Origin of the sequence: Sphingomonas endolithica (genome assembly GCF_025231525.1) — a bacterium.
Classification (GTDB): domain Bacteria; phylum Pseudomonadota; class Alphaproteobacteria; order Sphingomonadales; family Sphingomonadaceae; genus Sphingomonas; species Sphingomonas endolithica.
Window position 1 is genome coordinate 3,874,039 of the sequence record NZ_CP103057.1, and the last position, 16,031, is coordinate 3,890,069.

Annotated in this window: 22 protein-coding genes and 1 pseudogene; 10 read left to right on the forward strand and 13 right to left on the reverse strand. The window is 60.4% G+C overall.

Translation table 11 applies throughout. The features are described from left to right. Positions 1-28: 28 nt before the first annotated feature. Positions 29-1,123: a hypothetical protein gene (locus tag NV382_RS18395; protein ID WP_260598250.1), complete on the forward strand. Its 1,095-nt coding sequence runs from the start codon at positions 29-31 to the stop codon at positions 1,121-1,123. A gap of 193 nt (positions 1,124-1,316) precedes the next feature. Here the strand turns inward: NV382_RS18395 and NV382_RS18400 are convergent, their stop codons facing one another. From NV382_RS18400 to NV382_RS18415, 4 genes are all read right to left on the reverse strand, one after another. Beyond that, positions 1,317-1,547 carry a hypothetical protein gene (locus NV382_RS18400; RefSeq protein ID WP_260598252.1) on the reverse strand — a complete coding sequence of 77 codons (231 nt, stop codon included), beginning with the start codon at positions 1,545-1,547 and terminating at the stop codon, positions 1,317-1,319. 708 nt (positions 1,548-2,255) lie between these two features. Further along, positions 2,256-2,396, reverse strand: a complete 141-nt coding sequence (locus NV382_RS18405) for a hypothetical protein (RefSeq protein ID WP_260598253.1) — start codon at positions 2,394-2,396, stop codon at positions 2,256-2,258. A gap of 109 nt (positions 2,397-2,505) precedes the next feature. Then, positions 2,506-2,733: a hypothetical protein gene (locus tag NV382_RS18410; RefSeq protein WP_260598255.1), complete on the reverse strand. Its 228-nt coding sequence runs from the start codon at positions 2,731-2,733 to the stop codon at positions 2,506-2,508. A gap of 207 nt (positions 2,734-2,940) precedes the next feature. After that, the gene (locus NV382_RS18415; RefSeq protein ID WP_260598257.1) at positions 2,941-3,759 is read right to left on the reverse strand and encodes a DUF2711 domain-containing protein; all 819 of its coding nucleotides are present in this window, start codon (positions 3,757-3,759) and stop codon (positions 2,941-2,943) included. Between the two features lie 125 nt (positions 3,760-3,884). On the opposite strand from NV382_RS18415, the gene NV382_RS18420 reads away from it, so the two are divergent. The 3 genes from NV382_RS18420 to NV382_RS18430 all read left to right on the forward strand — a co-directional run bounded on the left by NV382_RS18420 (position 3,885) and on the right by NV382_RS18430 (position 4,691). After that, positions 3,885-4,229: a hypothetical protein gene (locus tag NV382_RS18420; RefSeq protein WP_260598259.1), complete on the forward strand. Its 345-nt coding sequence runs from the start codon at positions 3,885-3,887 to the stop codon at positions 4,227-4,229. Between the two features lie 109 nt (positions 4,230-4,338). After that, a complete protein-coding gene (locus NV382_RS19740; protein ID WP_418066803.1) occupies positions 4,339-4,488 on the forward strand; it encodes a DUF6961 family protein in 150 nt (49 codons plus the stop codon). Then, entirely contained in the window at positions 4,485-4,691 is a 207-nt protein-coding gene (locus tag NV382_RS18430) for a hypothetical protein (RefSeq protein WP_260598262.1), read from the forward strand. The genes NV382_RS19740 and NV382_RS18430 overlap by 4 nt, the downstream gene beginning before the upstream one ends. Here NV382_RS18430 and NV382_RS18435 read toward each other — a convergent pair. Continuing rightward, positions 4,677-5,018 carry a hypothetical protein gene (locus NV382_RS18435; RefSeq protein WP_260598263.1) on the reverse strand — a complete coding sequence of 114 codons (342 nt, stop codon included), beginning with the start codon at positions 5,016-5,018 and terminating at the stop codon, positions 4,677-4,679. The two genes, NV382_RS18430 and NV382_RS18435, sit on opposite strands and share 15 nt — an antisense overlap. A gap of 177 nt (positions 5,019-5,195) precedes the next feature. Here NV382_RS18435 and NV382_RS18440 point away from each other — a divergent pair. Continuing rightward, positions 5,196-5,836: pseudogene (locus NV382_RS18440) on the forward strand (SOS response-associated peptidase family protein). 74 nt (positions 5,837-5,910) lie between these two features. On the opposite strand, the gene NV382_RS18445 reads toward NV382_RS18440, so the two are convergent. The 4 genes from NV382_RS18445 to NV382_RS18460 all read right to left on the reverse strand — a co-directional run bounded on the left by NV382_RS18445 (position 5,911) and on the right by NV382_RS18460 (position 8,290). Continuing rightward, entirely contained in the window at positions 5,911-6,240 is a 330-nt protein-coding gene (locus NV382_RS18445; RefSeq protein ID WP_260598265.1) for a hypothetical protein, read from the reverse strand. A gap of 103 nt (positions 6,241-6,343) precedes the next feature. Next, on the reverse strand, positions 6,344-7,612 hold the full coding sequence (locus NV382_RS18450) for a Y-family DNA polymerase (RefSeq protein ID WP_260598267.1): 1,269 nt from the start codon (positions 7,610-7,612) through the stop codon (positions 6,344-6,346). Beyond that, positions 7,609-7,983, reverse strand: a complete 375-nt coding sequence (locus NV382_RS18455) for a LexA family protein (RefSeq protein ID WP_260598268.1) — start codon at positions 7,981-7,983, stop codon at positions 7,609-7,611. The genes NV382_RS18450 and NV382_RS18455 overlap by 4 nt, the downstream gene beginning before the upstream one ends. A 103-nt stretch (positions 7,984-8,086) precedes the next feature. Next, complete coding sequence (locus NV382_RS18460; RefSeq protein ID WP_260598269.1) at positions 8,087-8,290, reverse strand: hypothetical protein; 204 nt, start codon at positions 8,288-8,290, stop codon at positions 8,087-8,089. Between the two features lie 136 nt (positions 8,291-8,426). Between NV382_RS18460 and NV382_RS18465 the strand changes: the two genes are divergently transcribed. The 4 genes from NV382_RS18465 (at position 8,427) to NV382_RS18480 (ending at position 10,273) form a co-directional block, all read left to right on the forward strand. After that, the gene (locus NV382_RS18465; RefSeq protein ID WP_260598270.1) at positions 8,427-8,669 is read left to right on the forward strand and encodes a hypothetical protein; all 243 of its coding nucleotides are present in this window, start codon (positions 8,427-8,429) and stop codon (positions 8,667-8,669) included. Beyond that, positions 8,666-8,818, forward strand: a complete 153-nt coding sequence (locus tag NV382_RS18470) for a hypothetical protein (protein ID WP_260598271.1) — start codon at positions 8,666-8,668, stop codon at positions 8,816-8,818. Before NV382_RS18465 ends, NV382_RS18470 begins: the two co-directional genes overlap by 4 nt. Before the next feature lie 351 nt (positions 8,819-9,169). Next, positions 9,170-9,328 (forward strand): hypothetical protein, encoded by a 159-nt coding sequence (locus NV382_RS18475; RefSeq protein WP_260598272.1) that lies wholly within the window; start codon positions 9,170-9,172, stop codon positions 9,326-9,328. Between the two features lie 537 nt (positions 9,329-9,865). Next, positions 9,866-10,273 (forward strand): response regulator, encoded by a 408-nt coding sequence (locus tag NV382_RS18480; RefSeq protein WP_260598273.1) that lies wholly within the window; start codon positions 9,866-9,868, stop codon positions 10,271-10,273. A gap of 29 nt (positions 10,274-10,302) precedes the next feature. On the opposite strand, the gene NV382_RS18485 is transcribed toward NV382_RS18480, so the two are convergent. Both NV382_RS18485 and NV382_RS18490 read right to left on the reverse strand, forming a co-directional pair. Next, entirely contained in the window at positions 10,303-10,620 is a 318-nt protein-coding gene (locus tag NV382_RS18485) for a hypothetical protein (protein ID WP_260598275.1), read from the reverse strand. A gap of 44 nt (positions 10,621-10,664) precedes the next feature. Further along, on the reverse strand, positions 10,665-11,183 hold the full coding sequence (locus NV382_RS18490; RefSeq protein ID WP_260598276.1) for a TIGR02594 family protein: 519 nt from the start codon (positions 11,181-11,183) through the stop codon (positions 10,665-10,667). Positions 11,184-11,799: 616 nt separating this feature from the next. On the opposite strand from NV382_RS18490, the gene NV382_RS18495 reads away from it, so the two are divergent. After that, positions 11,800-12,312 carry a hypothetical protein gene (locus tag NV382_RS18495; protein ID WP_260598278.1) on the forward strand — a complete coding sequence of 171 codons (513 nt, stop codon included), beginning with the start codon at positions 11,800-11,802 and terminating at the stop codon, positions 12,310-12,312. 135 nt (positions 12,313-12,447) lie between these two features. Here the strand turns inward: NV382_RS18495 and NV382_RS18500 are convergent, their stop codons facing one another. Beyond that, positions 12,448-12,801: a hypothetical protein gene (locus NV382_RS18500; protein WP_260598279.1), complete on the reverse strand. Its 354-nt coding sequence runs from the start codon at positions 12,799-12,801 to the stop codon at positions 12,448-12,450. A 271-nt stretch (positions 12,802-13,072) separates the two neighbouring features. Beyond that, positions 13,073-16,027 (reverse strand): hypothetical protein, encoded by a 2,955-nt coding sequence (locus NV382_RS18505; protein WP_260598281.1) that lies wholly within the window; start codon positions 16,025-16,027, stop codon positions 13,073-13,075. Positions 16,028-16,031: the final 4 nt, after the last annotated feature.

The window sequence follows — 16,031 nt, forward strand, 5'->3', positions numbered from 1 at the left end:
TGGGCGTTAGCTGCCATGGCCGGGATTGGTGGGAAGCGGACAGACCGCTCTTGAGAAAAAAGCGCACATAGCTGACATCGGTGAAATGATGCAGCCCGATGCCCTTCCTCAGGCCCCTCCTTATGGCCCTGCGATCCACCTCCCGGCGTTGCCGGCAGGCTGGCATGCCTTGCACTATCGCGTGCTCGCAAATGGTGAGCTTGCGGTTGTCATCGCCGATGTCGATTTTGCCGCTGAATGGGAACGCATCCGTTCTGCAAATGGCCTCGTCTACCCTCCCAGCCGCATTCTTGAGATGGCCGACGCTGGCACCGCACGTTTGCTCCTCTGTGCTGATGGCGAGTGGGAAGAAGGTCCAAGTTTCCCCCTTGAGTTTGCATATCCCAAGGTTGATCGATTTGCAGACGGGCGCTGGCTCGTGGTGGGATCGCGGACAAACAAAAAGTCGAATGCCCGAGTTATTGCCAGCGACGGCACCATTCTCGCTCGCTTCATGCTCGGCGACGGCATCGAGCATGTCTCGGTCGATGGAGCAGGCAACATCTGGGTCGGATGGTTTGACGAAGGCATTTACGGCAACAGTGACTGGCATGTCCCGGGAGAGGAATGGCCGCCTTCAAGTCGCGGTATCGGATGTTTCGACGATGGCGGTGTGATCTTGCCGCTGGCGGCGTTCCCTTCCGCGGCAGGTATGATAGCGGACTGTTACGCGCTTACGGCAGTTGATGATGGCGCTTGGGCTTGCCCGTATACCGACTTTCCCCTCATGCGGCTTCGCCTTAACCGTCCCGCTCTCTGGTGGGCAAATGATCTGGCCGGGCCAAAGGCGTTGGCCGTAGACGGTCGCCGCGTTCTTGCTGCGGGCGGCTACGGCGACAAGGCGAACCGGCTAGCGTTGCTTTTGTTGGAGGACGTTGAGCAAGGCGGTTCCGCGCACCAGTTGGCGGAGTGGGCTTTACCGCTTAGCCGGCTCGCGGCCCCGGCAAATGATTGGTCACCAATGTGGATCCATCCGACTCTTCTCACGGCATCGTACGACACCATCCATCTAATTAACGATGGAGTCTGGCATCGCTGGCGGGTCGGGGAATTAGCCGAATTGGCAGGTGACCCTCAGGGATGACTGCTTTCGGGCATGCCGATTCGAGCGATTAACGGCTCGGATTGGTCGATTTGTGCCGGTCCGCTTTCTCGCCCGATAGCTGCCGGTCGGCTTTCGGGTGACGCACGCGCTGGATCGAGGCTGGAACGGCGATATGTGGTGGAAAGCGGCCTGACCGCTTTTACCGCGCGCGGTTGAGGTTTGAGCCACAGCTCTACAGATCATTCTTCATTTTGCGGGGCCACGCGGGATCATAATCCGCTGGCTTCAAACGGCGGATAGCTAGCCATAGTCCGATTAGAAGTAGATCGATGGCGAGCATCAGCGGTGAGCGTCCGACCCACCATTCAAGGGTCGCAATAATGAAAACGGTCAGCGTCAGTATTTTGGCTACGGCCCAAGCAGGAACATATTCCAGCTCTTCATCCTTGGGTTTTACCGACACAGAATTACCCCTGCAACCTATCGACCGGCACGCTACGGATCGATAGCTGAAATTGAATGAACGACCGGTTATAGGCAGATCGTAAGCAGGGCTGAATGTCCGCGATTGGGCGTTAGCCTCCATGGCGGATACTGGTGGAAAGCTGCTGTAAAAGGTCGGTGGAAGGTCGATCCTGGGACGGTATATATAAGAGCATGCCAGCGGAATCTATCAGTAGGATCGTAGCTCAACTCGGGATGGAAGGAGCCATTCGGTTTCGAGACAAACTTGACTGCGCATATACGACAGGCACCGAGGTGTTGAAACTTTTCCTGCCTCGGCCGCTTCGGCGTGTCGGCGGAGTTTCCAGTGATCGCAAACTGGGTGGCTATATAGGCATCGTATTGCGGGAGGAGGTGCCAACGCCAAACAGTGCTCGTGCGATCATGAGACCTGCTTCCATGAGTTTGTGCCCGCTGATGAACATGCCTCGGTTGGTAGCTCTGTCCGTCCTCGTCGATGGCAACATATCTCCAGAATTTGCCGTTGAACTGCGCCATCACTTGGCGGCGTTGCCTGACACCATATGCGCGATCGAAAAAACCTTGGGGGCGGACTTTCTACAACGCTCAGCGTTTGATCGCGTCGTCCCCCTCGCGCAATTCCTCCGATCCGTGACGGAGTGCTGCCGCCCAATGGAAGTCTGAGGCTCATGTCCGCTATTGGGCGTTAGCTGCCATGGCCGAAACTGGTGGACAGCGGACGGTCCGCGTTCGACAGCGCATAGGTCAAAGCGGCCATTGTCCGAACCGCGCTGTTCTGCAAACCTCGGGTAATGACATTACAGCCAGCCGTCTTGTGCGCATTCATCGCCATATCTTCACTCTGCGCATGCCGACGTGCTGAGAACTTGCCGGAAGTAGGTTCCCGGTGGACCCGGCAAACCATTCAAATTGTTCACTATGGCGATGACGGTCCGCTAGCCCGCGTTGATGGCAAATCCGGCTTTTACGGTGTGGTTTTCGATCCTGATTGCCAAGGGTGCAGACTTGCCGAGGATGCCATTCAACCAGCATCCAGCACGGACACAAGCCTTTGTGAATTCGAGATGATCGTATCCGGCAATATTGAAAAGACGGACCGGCAGTTGAATGGAACGCTGAGGGTGAGCCGCGTCGATAGACAACCGAAGGTAGGGGCGGGCCATGATCGGGATATGCCTAATCGCCCTTGCGAACGGCCGCTTTCAGGAGCGTCGTGAAAAGACGGGACGTCTGAGATTGGGCGTTAGCGGTCGTTGAGGTTGGCGGGCGCGCGAATGGCCGGAAATGGTGGATTGCGGTCTGGGCGCTTCTGTCATGCCAAGCAGGAAAGCGGACATACCTGTCGTTGCGGCTATCGGGCGGTCGGCAATCTACTCGACGAGGGGAATACAGGTTTGTGTCAGCCAAGATGTATTCGTCTCATCGGAGCACCAGAAGCCCTCAAACAGCCGATTAATCTGTAGGCCGTGCCACCCTTCGTCCGTCCCAAATATCATAGTGTAAAAGCTGTCCCAGTGAACCCATGCGAAAAGCGAGCGATCGGGGGCGATCAAGCGCTTGATCCCATATTGCGGAAGCTCGGCCATACCGTCCCAGAGTTCGTCTCGCTCCATCAAACCGATGTCTACTAAGCGCTCGTCATCACCGAACTCATCTCCGACGAGAACGCTTTGAAAACCAGCTTGCCGAAAAACACTGGCTAAGCTGAATTGCATCAGCGGCTGGAAGCCTCCTTCGTTCGGCGGGAACATCCGATGCCGAGAGCAATATGAGGCAAGCCGATCCGACGCAGCATTATCTGCGAGATCGCGTCGAAGGCCACCGATGCTTGTTCGAAGCGCCCGATCAAGTTCGCAATGATTGGCGAAATTGTTCTGCTGACACACTGTCCGCCAACTAATCTGTTGGCCGAAACGCTTGGACAGACCATCGACTCCTTCTGGCGTGATCTCTTTGCCAGCCCGGCGCTTATCCGACTGTTCGTCCATCCACTTCAGCAAGCCGAGTTCTGGCGGGGCGTCTGAACGTTCGAGCACCAACGTCCCGTGTTCGCAGGTATTCGGGTCGAGCCCGTCCACGGTGAAAAAAGGATGGAGGGCAACAAACCCGTGCGAGTATGCGCCACCATACCAAGGCATGATCGGGGCGTCATCGGGCGGGCCAAACTTGGCACGATCAATCTTTTCCATGTCTCGCCCTACACTGTGACCTGGTGTGATGTCAGCTTTCGGGCTTTGATCCCTGCAGGGTGAAGGTCCGGGCTTGGGCGAAAGCGGCCGTTGTCCCTTTGCCGAAGTGGCGTCATGGTTCGAAGATGAAAACTTACGTCTGGAAGTCACCGGAGCGACGCGACCTGTATCTGGCCGGTCGCATCTTATCGGGCGAGAACGGCGACGGCGACGGCGATTGGGTGCAGTGGGCATCCGATACGCTGATCCAAGACTTGGAGCTATATGAAGACCCTCGGCAAGGCGTGGGTTCGTGGCTGGCTGTCGATGAAGCCGACATCGCAAATGAGCTGGGCGTATGTCTGTGGCGTGTTGTCGGGGCCGACCCATTCAGCGCTGCCGACAAAATAGCGGCGGACGGTGCCGCACTCCGATCGATTGCTTCGGAGCTCGTAGAGCGCATGGAGGTGAATGGGCGCGCAGTGGGTTGAATGTACGCAACTGGGCGTTAGCTGCCGGGGGGCAGGACTTGTCACGGCCCTGCGGGTAGCCAATCTTCGCCCCATGAACCGAGATCACGAACGATGGGCCGAAGCGCTCATGGTCGAGCGCCAGCACGGGGACGGGGCGCCAGCACTTATCGCTGAGCGGGTGACCGCACTCGCGTCCGCTGGCGACATGAAGGGCGTCGCAAGGTGGGAAGCTATAGCCGCGTGCTATGATCAGCTGAGGCAGGGCGGCCGACAATGAGGCCTGCGGTCCACTTCATCCGCTTCCGCGGCGAGGAATATCACAGTGCCTTGCGGGTCTGGGGCCGGCCCGACTTCATCCATCGGCTATGGGACGCGAACGCCAAGCGGGAGATCGCGCCGGGTGACATAGCCATTTTTGCCAGGGGCATCGATCAAGATCCGCTAGCGCCGTTCTCCTTCAACGACTCAGCCGTGCTGTGACGCGCCTGCGCTTGGCTCCTCGACACGCATGAACGTGCAGTATGTCGGGAACTCGCCATCCTCCGTGTTGCCCTGCAGGTAGGCGAGCGGCGCAGCCGGGTGCGGGTGAAAACGCATCGCGCCCAGCGTGATAGTGTTGATGATCAGGCAGTGAGCCTCAAAGGAGGCGCTGCCGACGTCTTCCCCAAGGTGGAAAACACGACCGTCCCGGAGCGTCCAACGCTGCTCCGGCGTGTGCTCCAGTTCCTCTTCCTCGATCAGCAGCCACCAATCGCCCTCGAAGGCCGCCAGATCGTGTGACGGGGTCTGTTCAGCATGATTCGTCATGCCCGGACGATAGGGGAACGCTGATGCCGAGGCCAAGCAACGTATGACACGTGCCGGCGAGAAGCTGTAGGCGGGCGAGCCGCTGGAGCCGACGTTCGGCCGGCGGGCACTTCACGGCGCGCTGATCACGCTGGTCGTACTTGCCGTGGCCATCCCCATCTTCGGCTTACTCTCGTAATGTGCAACCGCGCGCGCATGCTCGGTGAGGCGGAGACGATCATCGAGCATTTCAACGCCGGCTGGATCACTGAGAAGCCGATGGACAACCGGTTCGATCCTGTCGAGCTGCGCCCGAAGGGGCGAGCCTATGTGGTCCGGCAGCATGATGGTGTCCGCGGGCTCGACGTGATGGCCTGGGACGTGCTGGGCGGTGCGGCAGCATGGCCGATGACTAACGTGCGAAACCTCGCCCCGTCACAATGGAAAGCGCTGGCATCGAAGCCTGAGCAGCGCTGCCTAGTGCCGCTCACCGAGTTTTGCGAATGGACGCCGGGAACGCACGACCTGGACGATGGCAAGAAGCCGCTCAAGGGCGAGATGTGGTTCCAGGTGACCGACCAGCCGATCTTTGCGGTTGCCGGTTTCTGGCAGCACACCAAGGAAGGTGTCGGCTTCACGATGGTGACGTGCGATCCCAACGAGCTCGTGGCGCCGATCCATCCCAAGGCGATGATCACCGTGCTGCACCCGGACGATCACGAACGCTGGTTGACCGGGAGTTATGACGATGTGCGGGCGTTGCAGTGCCCATATCCGGCCGATCAGATGCGGTCCGGGGGCCGGTGTTTCCTACGCGCGAAAAGAACCCTGGTTTGTAAGAAGCCAGTAGGGCCGCATTACCTGAGCCTCTGCATTGCCTTACCAGACTACAGCATCTTACCATCTATTGGGCTTAAGAGCGTGGTGACTCACCCCGCTCTTGAGCCTCACGAAGTTTTTTCCGAGCGTTTACCAGAAAGTCGTCTAATGAATTAGACAACATCGCACGAATACGATTAGCCGTTTCGGTAGGCGCTTCTGGCACCGGGAGCTTGTCGATTGATTTCATAAGCTCGTCAGAAATGACTTCGAAATTCATGTCCGGATTTCGTTCGAAAAGCCACGTCCAAAGAGCCAGGATAAGCATCTCGTTCATTTGTTGATCCGGTGCGCGCCTCATCATTTCCTTTTCAAGGAAATTTATACGTGCCGTCAATTTAGCCAGTTCGTCTTTATCGGACATCATGCCTTACTCGCATTCTCAAATTGCAATTACACTTCGCTTTAGCCAACACCCGGGGCGATGAGGCCGCATACGGCGACTATTGACCGGAGCGTCCGTAGGCTCAAGCCCGAACCGTCGGCACCTCGGCAATGCTGGTGGTCCAGGCCGGCGAGCGCATCTCCGATCGCAGCTTCCATTCTCGCCGAAAGCCCTGTGAAGCCGTCACCGCCGTCCACTTGCCGAAGCGCCCGTTGATCTCGTCCAGCGCGCCCATCAACCGGTCCCGCTTGCCCGTATCGTCCTCGAACAACGTCCGCGGTCGCATATCTTCAGCAACCAGATCATCGAGCATGATGCCGGCCTTGGTATAGGCATACCCGTCCCGCCAAGCCGGTTCGGCCGCTCGCCGCGCCGCTGCGATCAGCTCAAGGCTATCGCTCGTCATCGGATGGAGTGAGACTGTCCGCGAACCGCCATATTGCGGCCGTTCGGGCTTATGCCGGTTCGTGTGGAAGAACGCCGTCAGCCGCGCCGCCACCAGCCCATGGTTTCGCAGCTTCTCGCCAGCCCGCATCGCGTATTGGCTGAGCGCGCCCATCATGCTGTCGAACGTTGTTACCGGCTTCCCGAACGATCTGGTCACCGCCATCCCCTTCCGCGGGGGTTCGATCTTTTCTACCGCGTTGGAGGGAACGCCGCGCAGCTCGGCCACCAGGCGCTCGAGCACGACCGTTCCCACCGCTCGTGCCTGCTTCATCGGCATGTCACGGAGGCCGCCAGCGGTGTCGATGCCCAACCCCTTCAGCTTAAGCGCGGTTGCGCCCCCGACGCCCCACACGTCCTCGACCGGAAACGCGTGCATCACCCGCTGCCGCGCCGCATCGTCACGCAGGTCAGCGACACCCTCGAACCGCGGATCCTTTTTCGCGGCGGCGTTGGCCAGCTTCGCCAGCGTTTTCGTTTCGGCAATGCCAACGCAGGTCGGAATGGTCGTCCACAGCCGCACCTGGTCGCGCATAGCGTGGGCGTGTGCCACCAAGTCCCGATCCTCAAACCCGCCAAGATCAAGGAACGTCTCGTCGATCGAGTATATCTCACTATCACGGGCGAACGCGGCGCAGGCGGCGACCACCCGGCGCTGCATGTCGCCATAGAGCGTGTAGTTGGATGACAGCACGCGAATACTGTGTTCGCGCACCTTGTCGCGCAGGTGGTGGATCGGATCGCCCATCTTGATCCCCAGCGCCTTTGCCTCGGCCGACCTGGCGATCGCACACCCGTCGTTGTTCGACAGGACGATGACGGGCACGCCGACCAGGGTAGAGTCGAAGGCTCGCTCGCAGGATACATAGTAGTTGTTGCAGTCGATCAGCGCTATCGGCGCGCTCACTTTACCTGCCGGGCGACACCGACCACGACGCCCCAGATCTCGACATCTTCGTCGACCAGAATTTGCGCGAAGCCCTCGGCTTCCGGCACGAGCCAATGGCGGCCATCGACAAACCGCAGCCGTTTTAGGGTTCGATCACCGTGGACAAGCGCGACGACGATGGCGCCGGAGCGGGGCTTCTTGGCCCGGTTCACGACAATCAGGTCGCCGTCGTTGATCCCGGCACCAGCCATCGACACGCCATCCACTCGCATGATGTAGCTGGCAGCGGGATGCTCGACCAGCCAAGCACCGAGATCGATCGGTTCCTCCATGTCGTCTTGAGCAGGGGAGGGGAAGCCGGCAGGTGTTCGGCACAGGAACAGCGGCACTTCCCGCGGCACCAGCTCATATGGGATCTCGTGGAGCTTCAGGCCATGCGACAAGCGAACATGTGCTGGGCGGGTCAGTTGGCGGCCATTAAGCGGATCCACCCTAGAGGATCGACGCGAATAGAAGCTGGTCGTGCTTTGCACTCAGCACGCTGCGTGCTTCCTGGGCAGCGCCGACGGCCTGCCGGTAATGCACCGTGCCGAACCGTTCAGCTTCATCGAAGCTCACGGGTGCCCGTTCCTCTGTCGGATAGCAGGCATCGTAAATCGCGCGCGCAGCGGCGCGCAGTTGCAGATCGTGCTGCATGTCATCCTCCAGCAATGTCGTATCACCGCGTCGGCGGCGCACCCCAGCTACGCGCATCGCCGTCCGATTCGCAAGAACATTGCGGGAACAGGCAAGCGGTGCGAAGGGAGCGCAGTGGATCAAAAAGGGCAATCTAATGACTGACAATGCAACCGATTCGGAGCCAACGGTAGCGTTCGGGCGATGGCTACTCGATCAACGAGACCGAGGTGACTGGGTCGATGGCCTAGCCGACGCTGCGCGGGCCGATCGCACGTTCCCAAAGAACGGTGACCCGGAAGCGGTGCGATCGCACCTGCGTAAGCAGCAGGCGGATGGCGACATCTTTCAGGCCGTGGAAGACGCCGAGAACGATTGGCAAAGCCAGGAACCGCGATGATCGACAACCAGCGGAGGAATACAAAGCGTTGGTTAAAGGTCGCAATTGGCGCCCTAGCTGTGACGATCGTTGGGGTGCTGGTCGCCAACTACCTGCAGATCCAACTAATCAGTAACGTAACCAACTGGATGGCAGGCTTGGTTGGCTAGCTCGGCTTCGCCGCTTGATCTGCCTAGAGCCAAGTTGCGGCTTTAATTAGCATCTTCAATCCCGTAGGCGGTCGCTATGAGCAACCGAGGACATAAGCGCCCAAGCGCAGCCGCCAAGATTATCTTCGCGCTGATCGTAGCCATGGCGCTCATTTTCGTCTGGATGGGGGTTCAGGCTGTCCGGAGAGAGCCACATGAGCCGGTGAAGGGGAGCCAAGCCTTGCCGGCTCGTGCTGCTAGTATGAACCCGAACACGCCGGCACCATAACGACTGAAGTTGGGGCTGTAGCTTATAAATCCGGCCGGCAGGATGCAGTGTCGGGGTGGCGTGGTCTATGTTAATACGAACAGATGATCGACAGCAAAGCCCTCAGCACCGCCCTGACTCGGCTCAAAGCGTTCCGATCAGCGTCGAGCGTTGGCGCCCTTATCCATCAGCCGAGCGGCCTGACGGCAACCGATCTTGATGTTGCGATCAAAGAACTGGAAAACTCTGCCGCGCGCCGGTGACGTGCATTGTTACTCGAAAGCACGAACCGCGAACATGCACAACTAAGAGCGACTGCCGTCGCTCTACCCAGCCGGCAGTCGCAACTTGAGGCACGGTATCGTGTCTTCATGGCACGTTCCAGCTAGACCCGTGCGCCGAGCTAGCGGGCCTGGTTCTGGCTGCGGACGGTTCGATCTTTGCCCAGCGCTTGCATGGACCGCAATCGCTTGGTCGATCAGCTCGGCAGCAAGTGCCTCGCTCGTGACAACGGCTAACAGGACACAATCCCGCGCGTGTTGCATACGCCGCGCCTCGTGGTCGGATCGCGCCGCATCGAGCAGCTCTTCATGGGTCATCTCAAACATTTACGCCTCACACACGGCAACGACCGTGGGCGACTAAGCACCTAAGTCACGGCGAAGGTTCCGCTTAATGCGCCATAAACCTTATTGGCGATTAGGCGGGCCGGCTTTGGCATCGTGGTTTTGCCACCACCCCTTGACGGAAAAACGTCCGCCGGCGTGCAACTGGCGAGGGCGACGGTAGGTTACCGGCTCATGACAATCTGCACCATTCCCTATGCTCTGGTCGTGGATGACGATCCCATCATCCTCATGGGCGCCTGCGACATCCTGGAAGACGCTGGCTTCCGGTTCTACGAAGCCAACGACGGCGATGAGGCGATTGAGCTACTGCGCAAGTATGGGGAGAGCGTGGTGCTCCTTTTTTCCGACGTCGATATGCCCGGCAAGACCAACGGTTTCGCGCTCGCGCATCATGTTGCGGAACATTGGCCCGCGATAGAGATCGTAATCGCCAGCGGCCATGTGATGGCAGCAGCTGGGGACATGCCGGAGAAAGCCACCTTCCTTCGAAAGCCATTCAATAGCCCGATGGTGCACGCTCACCTTCGCAACATCCTGCCCGATGGGAAGAAGCCGGCGCCGTTGAAGGACGCCGTCTAGCCCGTTGGCAGGGGAAGCTGGTGGGCCGGCTATGCGCCACTGCCCGCATCGGCGATCCAGCTTGTCCTAAATCGATCCAGATCATTCACGCTCTTTCCGGTTCGGTGTAGGGCCAACAGCTCACTTGGGGGACGCGAATGCCACGTAGAACGATTAGCGAAGACATTGGCGCATTGGACGAAGAACGCATTGGTCTCCGGGTTCAAATCGCGCTGATGGAAGAGCGTGGCGGCAACCATGCTGAGTTGCTTGAAGGCCGGGAGCGCTTGAGGGTGATCAATGCTCAGATCACCACCTTGCGAGGCGGTAAGGTCGCGGCCGCCGTTACTGGGGTCGATAACGTCCACTGTTAGGCTCCGGAGGGTCGGCCGCTTCCGCACCGTCGCGACCATTAAGCCTCGTTCGTCGAGATAAGCGCGCCGCTTGCCGCCAAGCGCACGGGCTTACCAATCACCGGCACGCCCTTAGGCCAACGCCGAGCAATGCAGCGGGATTTTGCGAGGCGCATGATGCTGACCATGTCGCCCTGGTTGCCGCCCAGCACATGGTAGTGCGTGGCATCCTCGCCGACATAGAAGGCCACGTGCCCGCCGCCCTCACGCTCGAACACTAGAATGGCGCCGGGGGACAAGCGATCCGCTGCGAGGTTGCTGCCCCAAGTCGCCCACGCCTTGGCACGCACGGCCACCTTCATTCCCGAGAGATCAACGTCGGCTGCACGCAGGCACTTGGCCACGAACACTCCGCACCAGGGCACGTCATCCGCATTGTAGACGATGCCAAGCACTTTGATACCGAGCGACACTGCCCAGCCGAGGATTGTCTTACTGCTAGCGGAGCCGGCTGCTTCACGAGTGCCGAGAAGGGACCTTCCGTGACGAAGCCACGCAGGCTCCTTGATCATCGTCATTTCTTGTCTCCAGCTATTGATGTTGGAAAATTTGCATGCTCAACTCCCGATTGGCAGTGCGCGACCCTCCAATCGAAGCATTGCTGAGTAAGGGGGCGACCCGCTGGGGCGTTGCAGGCATGGCGGGCCGCCTTGAGCTTATCGATGTCAGGATTGATCTCAAACTCGGCAGCTAGGCAGAGCAGTTTGCGAAGCCGCGTGGGCATCCGGCTTAGGGGCGTAAGGGCTGGCGCCGAACTCCTGAGCCGTCCCAAATCGAGAACGCCCGCAGCGACGGTGCGGTCCGGTCGTCTTTCTCCAGTAGCGTTGGGTTAATACCATGTTAACGAGGGTTACCCCTCTCGCCCGCCTGCCAGCAGCGAGTCGGACGGGGCGGCTCGCGTGGCACTTTTACCCTTAGTCGGCGCGGGGGCCGTCCTTCATGGCGTTGGCGGATCACCCCTCTCATCGTGATCGTGTGGAACTGCTCCAGGATGGATCGGCTTCGACCCCGATCGTGAGTCACTGCATGCTTTCTCCCTCGGCGTTATCTCGCGAGACGGTGCAGTTCATCGCTTGTATGTCTCTGTTCGTCGCGCAATAAGTCCTAGCCCGACAGGGGCAAGAGGGGGATAAATTGAAAAAAAGATTCGTGATTACGATCGCGGCACTCGCCGCGAACCTGGGCGGCTGCGCGACAGTTTTGAACGGCACCAAGACCGACTACACTGTTGGATCGCGGCCCGATAGCGCAGCGGTCAAGTTCAGCAACGGCTCGTCCTGCACCACGCCGTGCAAACTCGAATTCCGACGCAAGGATGATCTTCGCGCAGACATGACGTTGGCCGGCTACAAGCCGACATATGTGCTGATCCAGTCGAAGTTGAATGGCAGCGCTTTCGGAAACATCCTTTTGGGTGGTGGCGTCGGTGCTATTGTGGACGGCAGCAACGGTGCCAGCAATCGTCTGTATCCAAGCCCGCTGATCGTGCGTCTCGCACCCGAAGGTTCGCCCGACGGTGCGGTCCTCCTCGACAAGAAGGGCAACGTTGTGACGACTGTGAAGGCGCATAACGATGCTGTGCGTTCCGACGTGTCCAAGACGGTTGGGCCTAAGCTGGCCGGGCTCGAAGGTAACGATCCACAGTAAACCGCTACCGCCTCGCCGCCTTGATGCGGCGGGGCGTTTGCCGTTCGCAGGTGCGCCAAGCATGGGTAGGCGCGGGTGTCTGTGGTGTGGGCGCCCGCTCCAAAGCAAGGATGCTACAGCGGCGCTGCCGCCTTACTATTGGTCCAGCGCGTCATCTAAGTCCGATGTTGACGAAGCTAAGGCGGCCTGAGAGCTGTCAACTTCATCGCTCGCGCTGGTCACATCCGGCACCACGTCGCGCCAATTTTCCGAGGCTAGACGCCCGGTCTGCGACTGCAATTCCTCGCTAGCGGATGCGACTTCCTCAGCCTTGGACTTCACATCCTCAGCTGCAGATTGCGCTTCCTCGACCTGGCTGCGCAGAGCGGTCACCTGGGCAGTTAAATCCTCGTTCTCTGCCTCAAGCTCTTTAACGCGATCGCCTTGGCATGAGCTCAGCGACACCAGCGAGCCAACAGCGACGACTGCCTTTGTGAACAATCCGGCCATACTTATTCCCCCAAGAACACCTGCCAACGGATTGTATTTTCGAACACGAGTCAACGCCGTTAACGAACATTGTAGGGGGGGCGCAGTAAAGACCAACTAAAGCCTCAATGATCCGGCAGCGCCATCCTTTCAGGAGCCGCCTCATGGTTCTGCTGCATGGACAACATGGCCCAATGCACAGTACCGTGCGCGGATGAGCACACTAGGCATGATTGCCATCGGCATAGGCAGCGCAATCGGCACAACACTGGTCGCACTGCGGCGCCCGGAGCTATTCCGCCCCAAGCGCCGAGAAGAACGGGACCGCGCCGGCCGCGCCGGCACTGCCCCCGATCGCCAGAGCACGCGACCGAGCAATCTCCTGCGCGATCAGCGCGTCGATAGTGCTCATCCCCGCGGCGGGACTCGGATCAAGTAGCAGCTCGGCGATCGACGCGGCCTTCTTGCTGCCGCCCACACCCAATCGGGCGCGATCGCGCACCGTGGCAGTAAGCGCGCGCGAGATGGCACTGATCGGTGGAACACCGGTGAGGGCGCCCAAGGTCGCTTCGCCAGCAACCTGCATTCCCATTCCGGGCCCGAACATCTCGTCAGCCGCCCGGCGTCCGGCAGTAGGAGAGCCGCCCAGGGTTTCCTGTTGCGTCTTCGCCAGCAACTTCTCGAGCTCAACCTGGCGGCTGAAGTTCGACACGCCGTCCGGGAAAAGCATACCGGCCTTTGCCATCTGATCGGGCGTGCCCCACACGGCCGCATACGGGTCGTGGCTAAGACGCATCCCTTCAACCTGCTCAGCCATGCCCGTTCGATATCCCGAACGATACTGTCCCAGCTCGCCCTCCGGCAACCGCTCTACGACCCGCGACATGCTGTCGGGCTTCATGCGCGGCGCAACGGCGGCATAGCCGTCCTTCAACGCATCCCGCTCGCGCGCCGGGCCCTGATAGGCTTGGCGCGCGGCACGGTAGCCGGGGTTTAATCGGTCGACCTCGCTGACCAACTGGCCGCGGACCTGATTGACCGACCGAAGGTATTCATCGAGCTGAAGGCGACCGGTCAGGCTATCGCGGTTCTCCTCAAGAATGTCATCGAGGCCACGCTTCACATAGTCGAGGGTCTGGGTCGTGTAGCCGCGCTGGGTTGCCGCGGTTCCTTCGGCGGGGCGGCCAGTAACGGCGGGCGTCGCGGCCTGCAGATCATCCCGCGCACTCAGCAATGCCGCGCGGGTCGAGCTCGCATCTGCGCCAGACGTGCGCATAGCGACGCGATGTGCCTCTTGCGCGGCATCGAAGCCGGCCTTTGCTTCCGCCTGGCGCTGGAAAGGATCGAGGTTCACTGGGTTCAGCACCACGTTGTTGTCAGCATCCAGTGCGAAGCCCATTGCCTCAGGATCACGCCGCTCGTTCGCAGCGATTGTCCGGGCGCGCGATAAGGCGGCTCGACCCGCAGGCGTGTTCAGAAGCTGGTCGAGCTCAGGGGTCGATACGACCGGCGCCTCATAGGCCTGCCGGTATAGTGGCGACGACGCCGCATTGCCGCGCGAGATCAGATCATCCGCGGTCCTGCCGACGTCGACAGTGGGCCCAAAGTCACGTTCGATTGCGGAGATAGCCCTTTCAGCCTGCGCACGGCCGCGCGGTTCGATCACGCGCTCAGCGTATTCCCGGCCAGCGGGCGCGAGCCGGGTGGCGGATCCAGCAATCGTCCGCAGCTTCGGATCGGCGTCAGCTAGGGACATAGGAATGCCAAGCCGCTCGGCATCGGTGAGCGTGGACCTTACCTGAGCGGTATCGACATCCCGGGTCCGGGGAATGAGCGCACGGACGATCGCCGATTTGGCTTGGCCCGACGACAGTGCCCGCTCGATGAACGGGCTGATGACCCGCTGACCGAGCTGGTTTCCCGCAAGCGCGGTCGCCCCGCCGACGAGAGCGCCCGCTACGGGACTGGTCTCCATGTTGCTGGTGCCGCCATAGATTGCGCCCGCAGTCGTATCGGTCATCGCCGTCCCAAAGAACGGTCGCGCCGGCACCGCGGCCGCTCCAAGACGCGAGATTGCGGCAAAGGTCGGCACTGCGCCAGCCATCTGTCCGCCGAACCTGAGATAGGGGTTTACCTCTTCGTCCGCGGCACTGATAGCGCGCTCGCGTTTCAGGTTCGCTGCGAAGCCGTCTTCGTTGAGCGCCGAGCGCGCCAGGGCTGCAAGCGGGTCCGCCAAGCCGAGGGTTGCAGTGTCGGCGACCCCGCGAACGACAGCATCGGCGCCGCCGACGAACGTGTCACGGCGACGCTCCATCTCGGAACTGCTCGGATCACGCTGACCGCCGACGACGTCCACGGTTAGCGGGGAATCTTCGCCAAACCGGGCGCGATAAGCCTTCGCATACTGGTCGCTGTTCATGACGTCGGCCGACACATCGACCGGCTTCCCGTTATATGTAAGCTCGCGCTTGTCGTTGAACGCATACTTGCCGCCTGAGATGCCCGCGGCAAAATCGATCACGTTGTTAGGCGTGAACGAATGCATGGTCGGAGCGACCGGATCGATCACGCCGGGCGCTACCTTTCGACGCTTGGCCGGATCAATTTCACCCTCCAGATTGGTGCCGCCCGCACCCTGATAAGCGCGGGAATACATATCGATGACGCGCTGGACGTTGTGCTGGTATTGGTCGTCGCTTTGGCCGGTTTCCAGATTGGACAGGCTGCTGGCGAGCGCCTGAAAGTCGCTGTTCGATAACGGCGTCAGCGGATTCTTGCCGCCGTTAGTCTTGGCCATCTCCATGATGCGGGTCAGTGCGCCGGCGTTCTTCAGCGTTTCCGTATCCTGACGCACGTCATAGGCGGGGCTGCCGCCGATGAGACGGGCAATATTGGCGCCCGCCCCGGTAGTGAACCAGCCGTCACGTGACCGCTGCTGAAGTGTGCGCGCGAGCTTGATCTTGTCGATCGCCTCAGCGCGCACTGCAGCGAGGTCGGGCTTGCCCGTTGCGTCGGTCGCCTTGGTCGGATCAACCCAACCAGGAATCGGCTCGGGCTGCCCATTCCCACCGATGCGCAGGCCCTTGGAATATAGGCTGGCGGCGAACTGTCTCTGGCGGCGCGCTTCCTCGGCCTGATTACGTCGCTCGCTCGCTGCATCGATTCCGATCTGCTGGTTCGTTTTGTTGAGCGTGGCAGCTGCCTGTGGGGCATCGAAGGCGTCCGCTGCGGGCGGCGGCGCGATCATCACC

Excerpts from the sequence above, each read along its gene's own strand:
- NV382_RS18405 (WP_260598253.1), bottom strand. The coding sequence starts at position 2,396 with ATGAATGCGCACAAGACGGCTGGCTGTAATGTCATTACCCGAGGTTTG.
- NV382_RS18410 (WP_260598255.1), bottom strand. The coding sequence starts at position 2,733 with ATGGCCCGCCCCTACCTTCGGTTGTCTATCGACGCGGCTCACCCTCAG.
- NV382_RS18415 (WP_260598257.1), bottom strand. The coding sequence starts at position 3,759 with ATGGAAAAGATTGATCGTGCCAAGTTTGGCCCGCCCGATGACGCCCCG.
- NV382_RS18420 (WP_260598259.1), top strand. The coding sequence starts at position 3,885 with ATGAAAACTTACGTCTGGAAGTCACCGGAGCGACGCGACCTGTATCTG.
- NV382_RS19740 (WP_418066803.1), top strand. The coding sequence starts at position 4,339 with ATGGTCGAGCGCCAGCACGGGGACGGGGCGCCAGCACTTATCGCTGAG.
- NV382_RS18430 (WP_260598262.1), top strand. The coding sequence starts at position 4,485 with ATGAGGCCTGCGGTCCACTTCATCCGCTTCCGCGGCGAGGAATATCAC.
- NV382_RS18435 (WP_260598263.1), bottom strand. The coding sequence starts at position 5,018 with ATGACGAATCATGCTGAACAGACCCCGTCACACGATCTGGCGGCCTTC.
- NV382_RS18445 (WP_260598265.1), bottom strand. The coding sequence starts at position 6,240 with ATGTCCGATAAAGACGAACTGGCTAAATTGACGGCACGTATAAATTTC.
- NV382_RS18460 (WP_260598269.1), bottom strand. The coding sequence starts at position 8,290 with ATGCAGCACGATCTGCAACTGCGCGCCGCTGCGCGCGCGATTTACGAT.
- NV382_RS18465 (WP_260598270.1), top strand. The coding sequence starts at position 8,427 with ATGACTGACAATGCAACCGATTCGGAGCCAACGGTAGCGTTCGGGCGA.
- NV382_RS18470 (WP_260598271.1), top strand. The coding sequence starts at position 8,666 with ATGATCGACAACCAGCGGAGGAATACAAAGCGTTGGTTAAAGGTCGCA.
- NV382_RS18475 (WP_260598272.1), top strand. The coding sequence starts at position 9,170 with ATGATCGACAGCAAAGCCCTCAGCACCGCCCTGACTCGGCTCAAAGCG.
- NV382_RS18480 (WP_260598273.1), top strand. The coding sequence starts at position 9,866 with ATGACAATCTGCACCATTCCCTATGCTCTGGTCGTGGATGACGATCCC.
- NV382_RS18490 (WP_260598276.1), bottom strand. The coding sequence starts at position 11,183 with ATGACGATGATCAAGGAGCCTGCGTGGCTTCGTCACGGAAGGTCCCTT.
- NV382_RS18500 (WP_260598279.1), bottom strand. The coding sequence starts at position 12,801 with ATGGCCGGATTGTTCACAAAGGCAGTCGTCGCTGTTGGCTCGCTGGTG.
- NV382_RS18505 (WP_260598281.1), bottom strand. The coding sequence starts at position 16,027 with ATGATCGCGCCGCCGCCCGCAGCGGACGCCTTCGATGCCCCACAGGCA.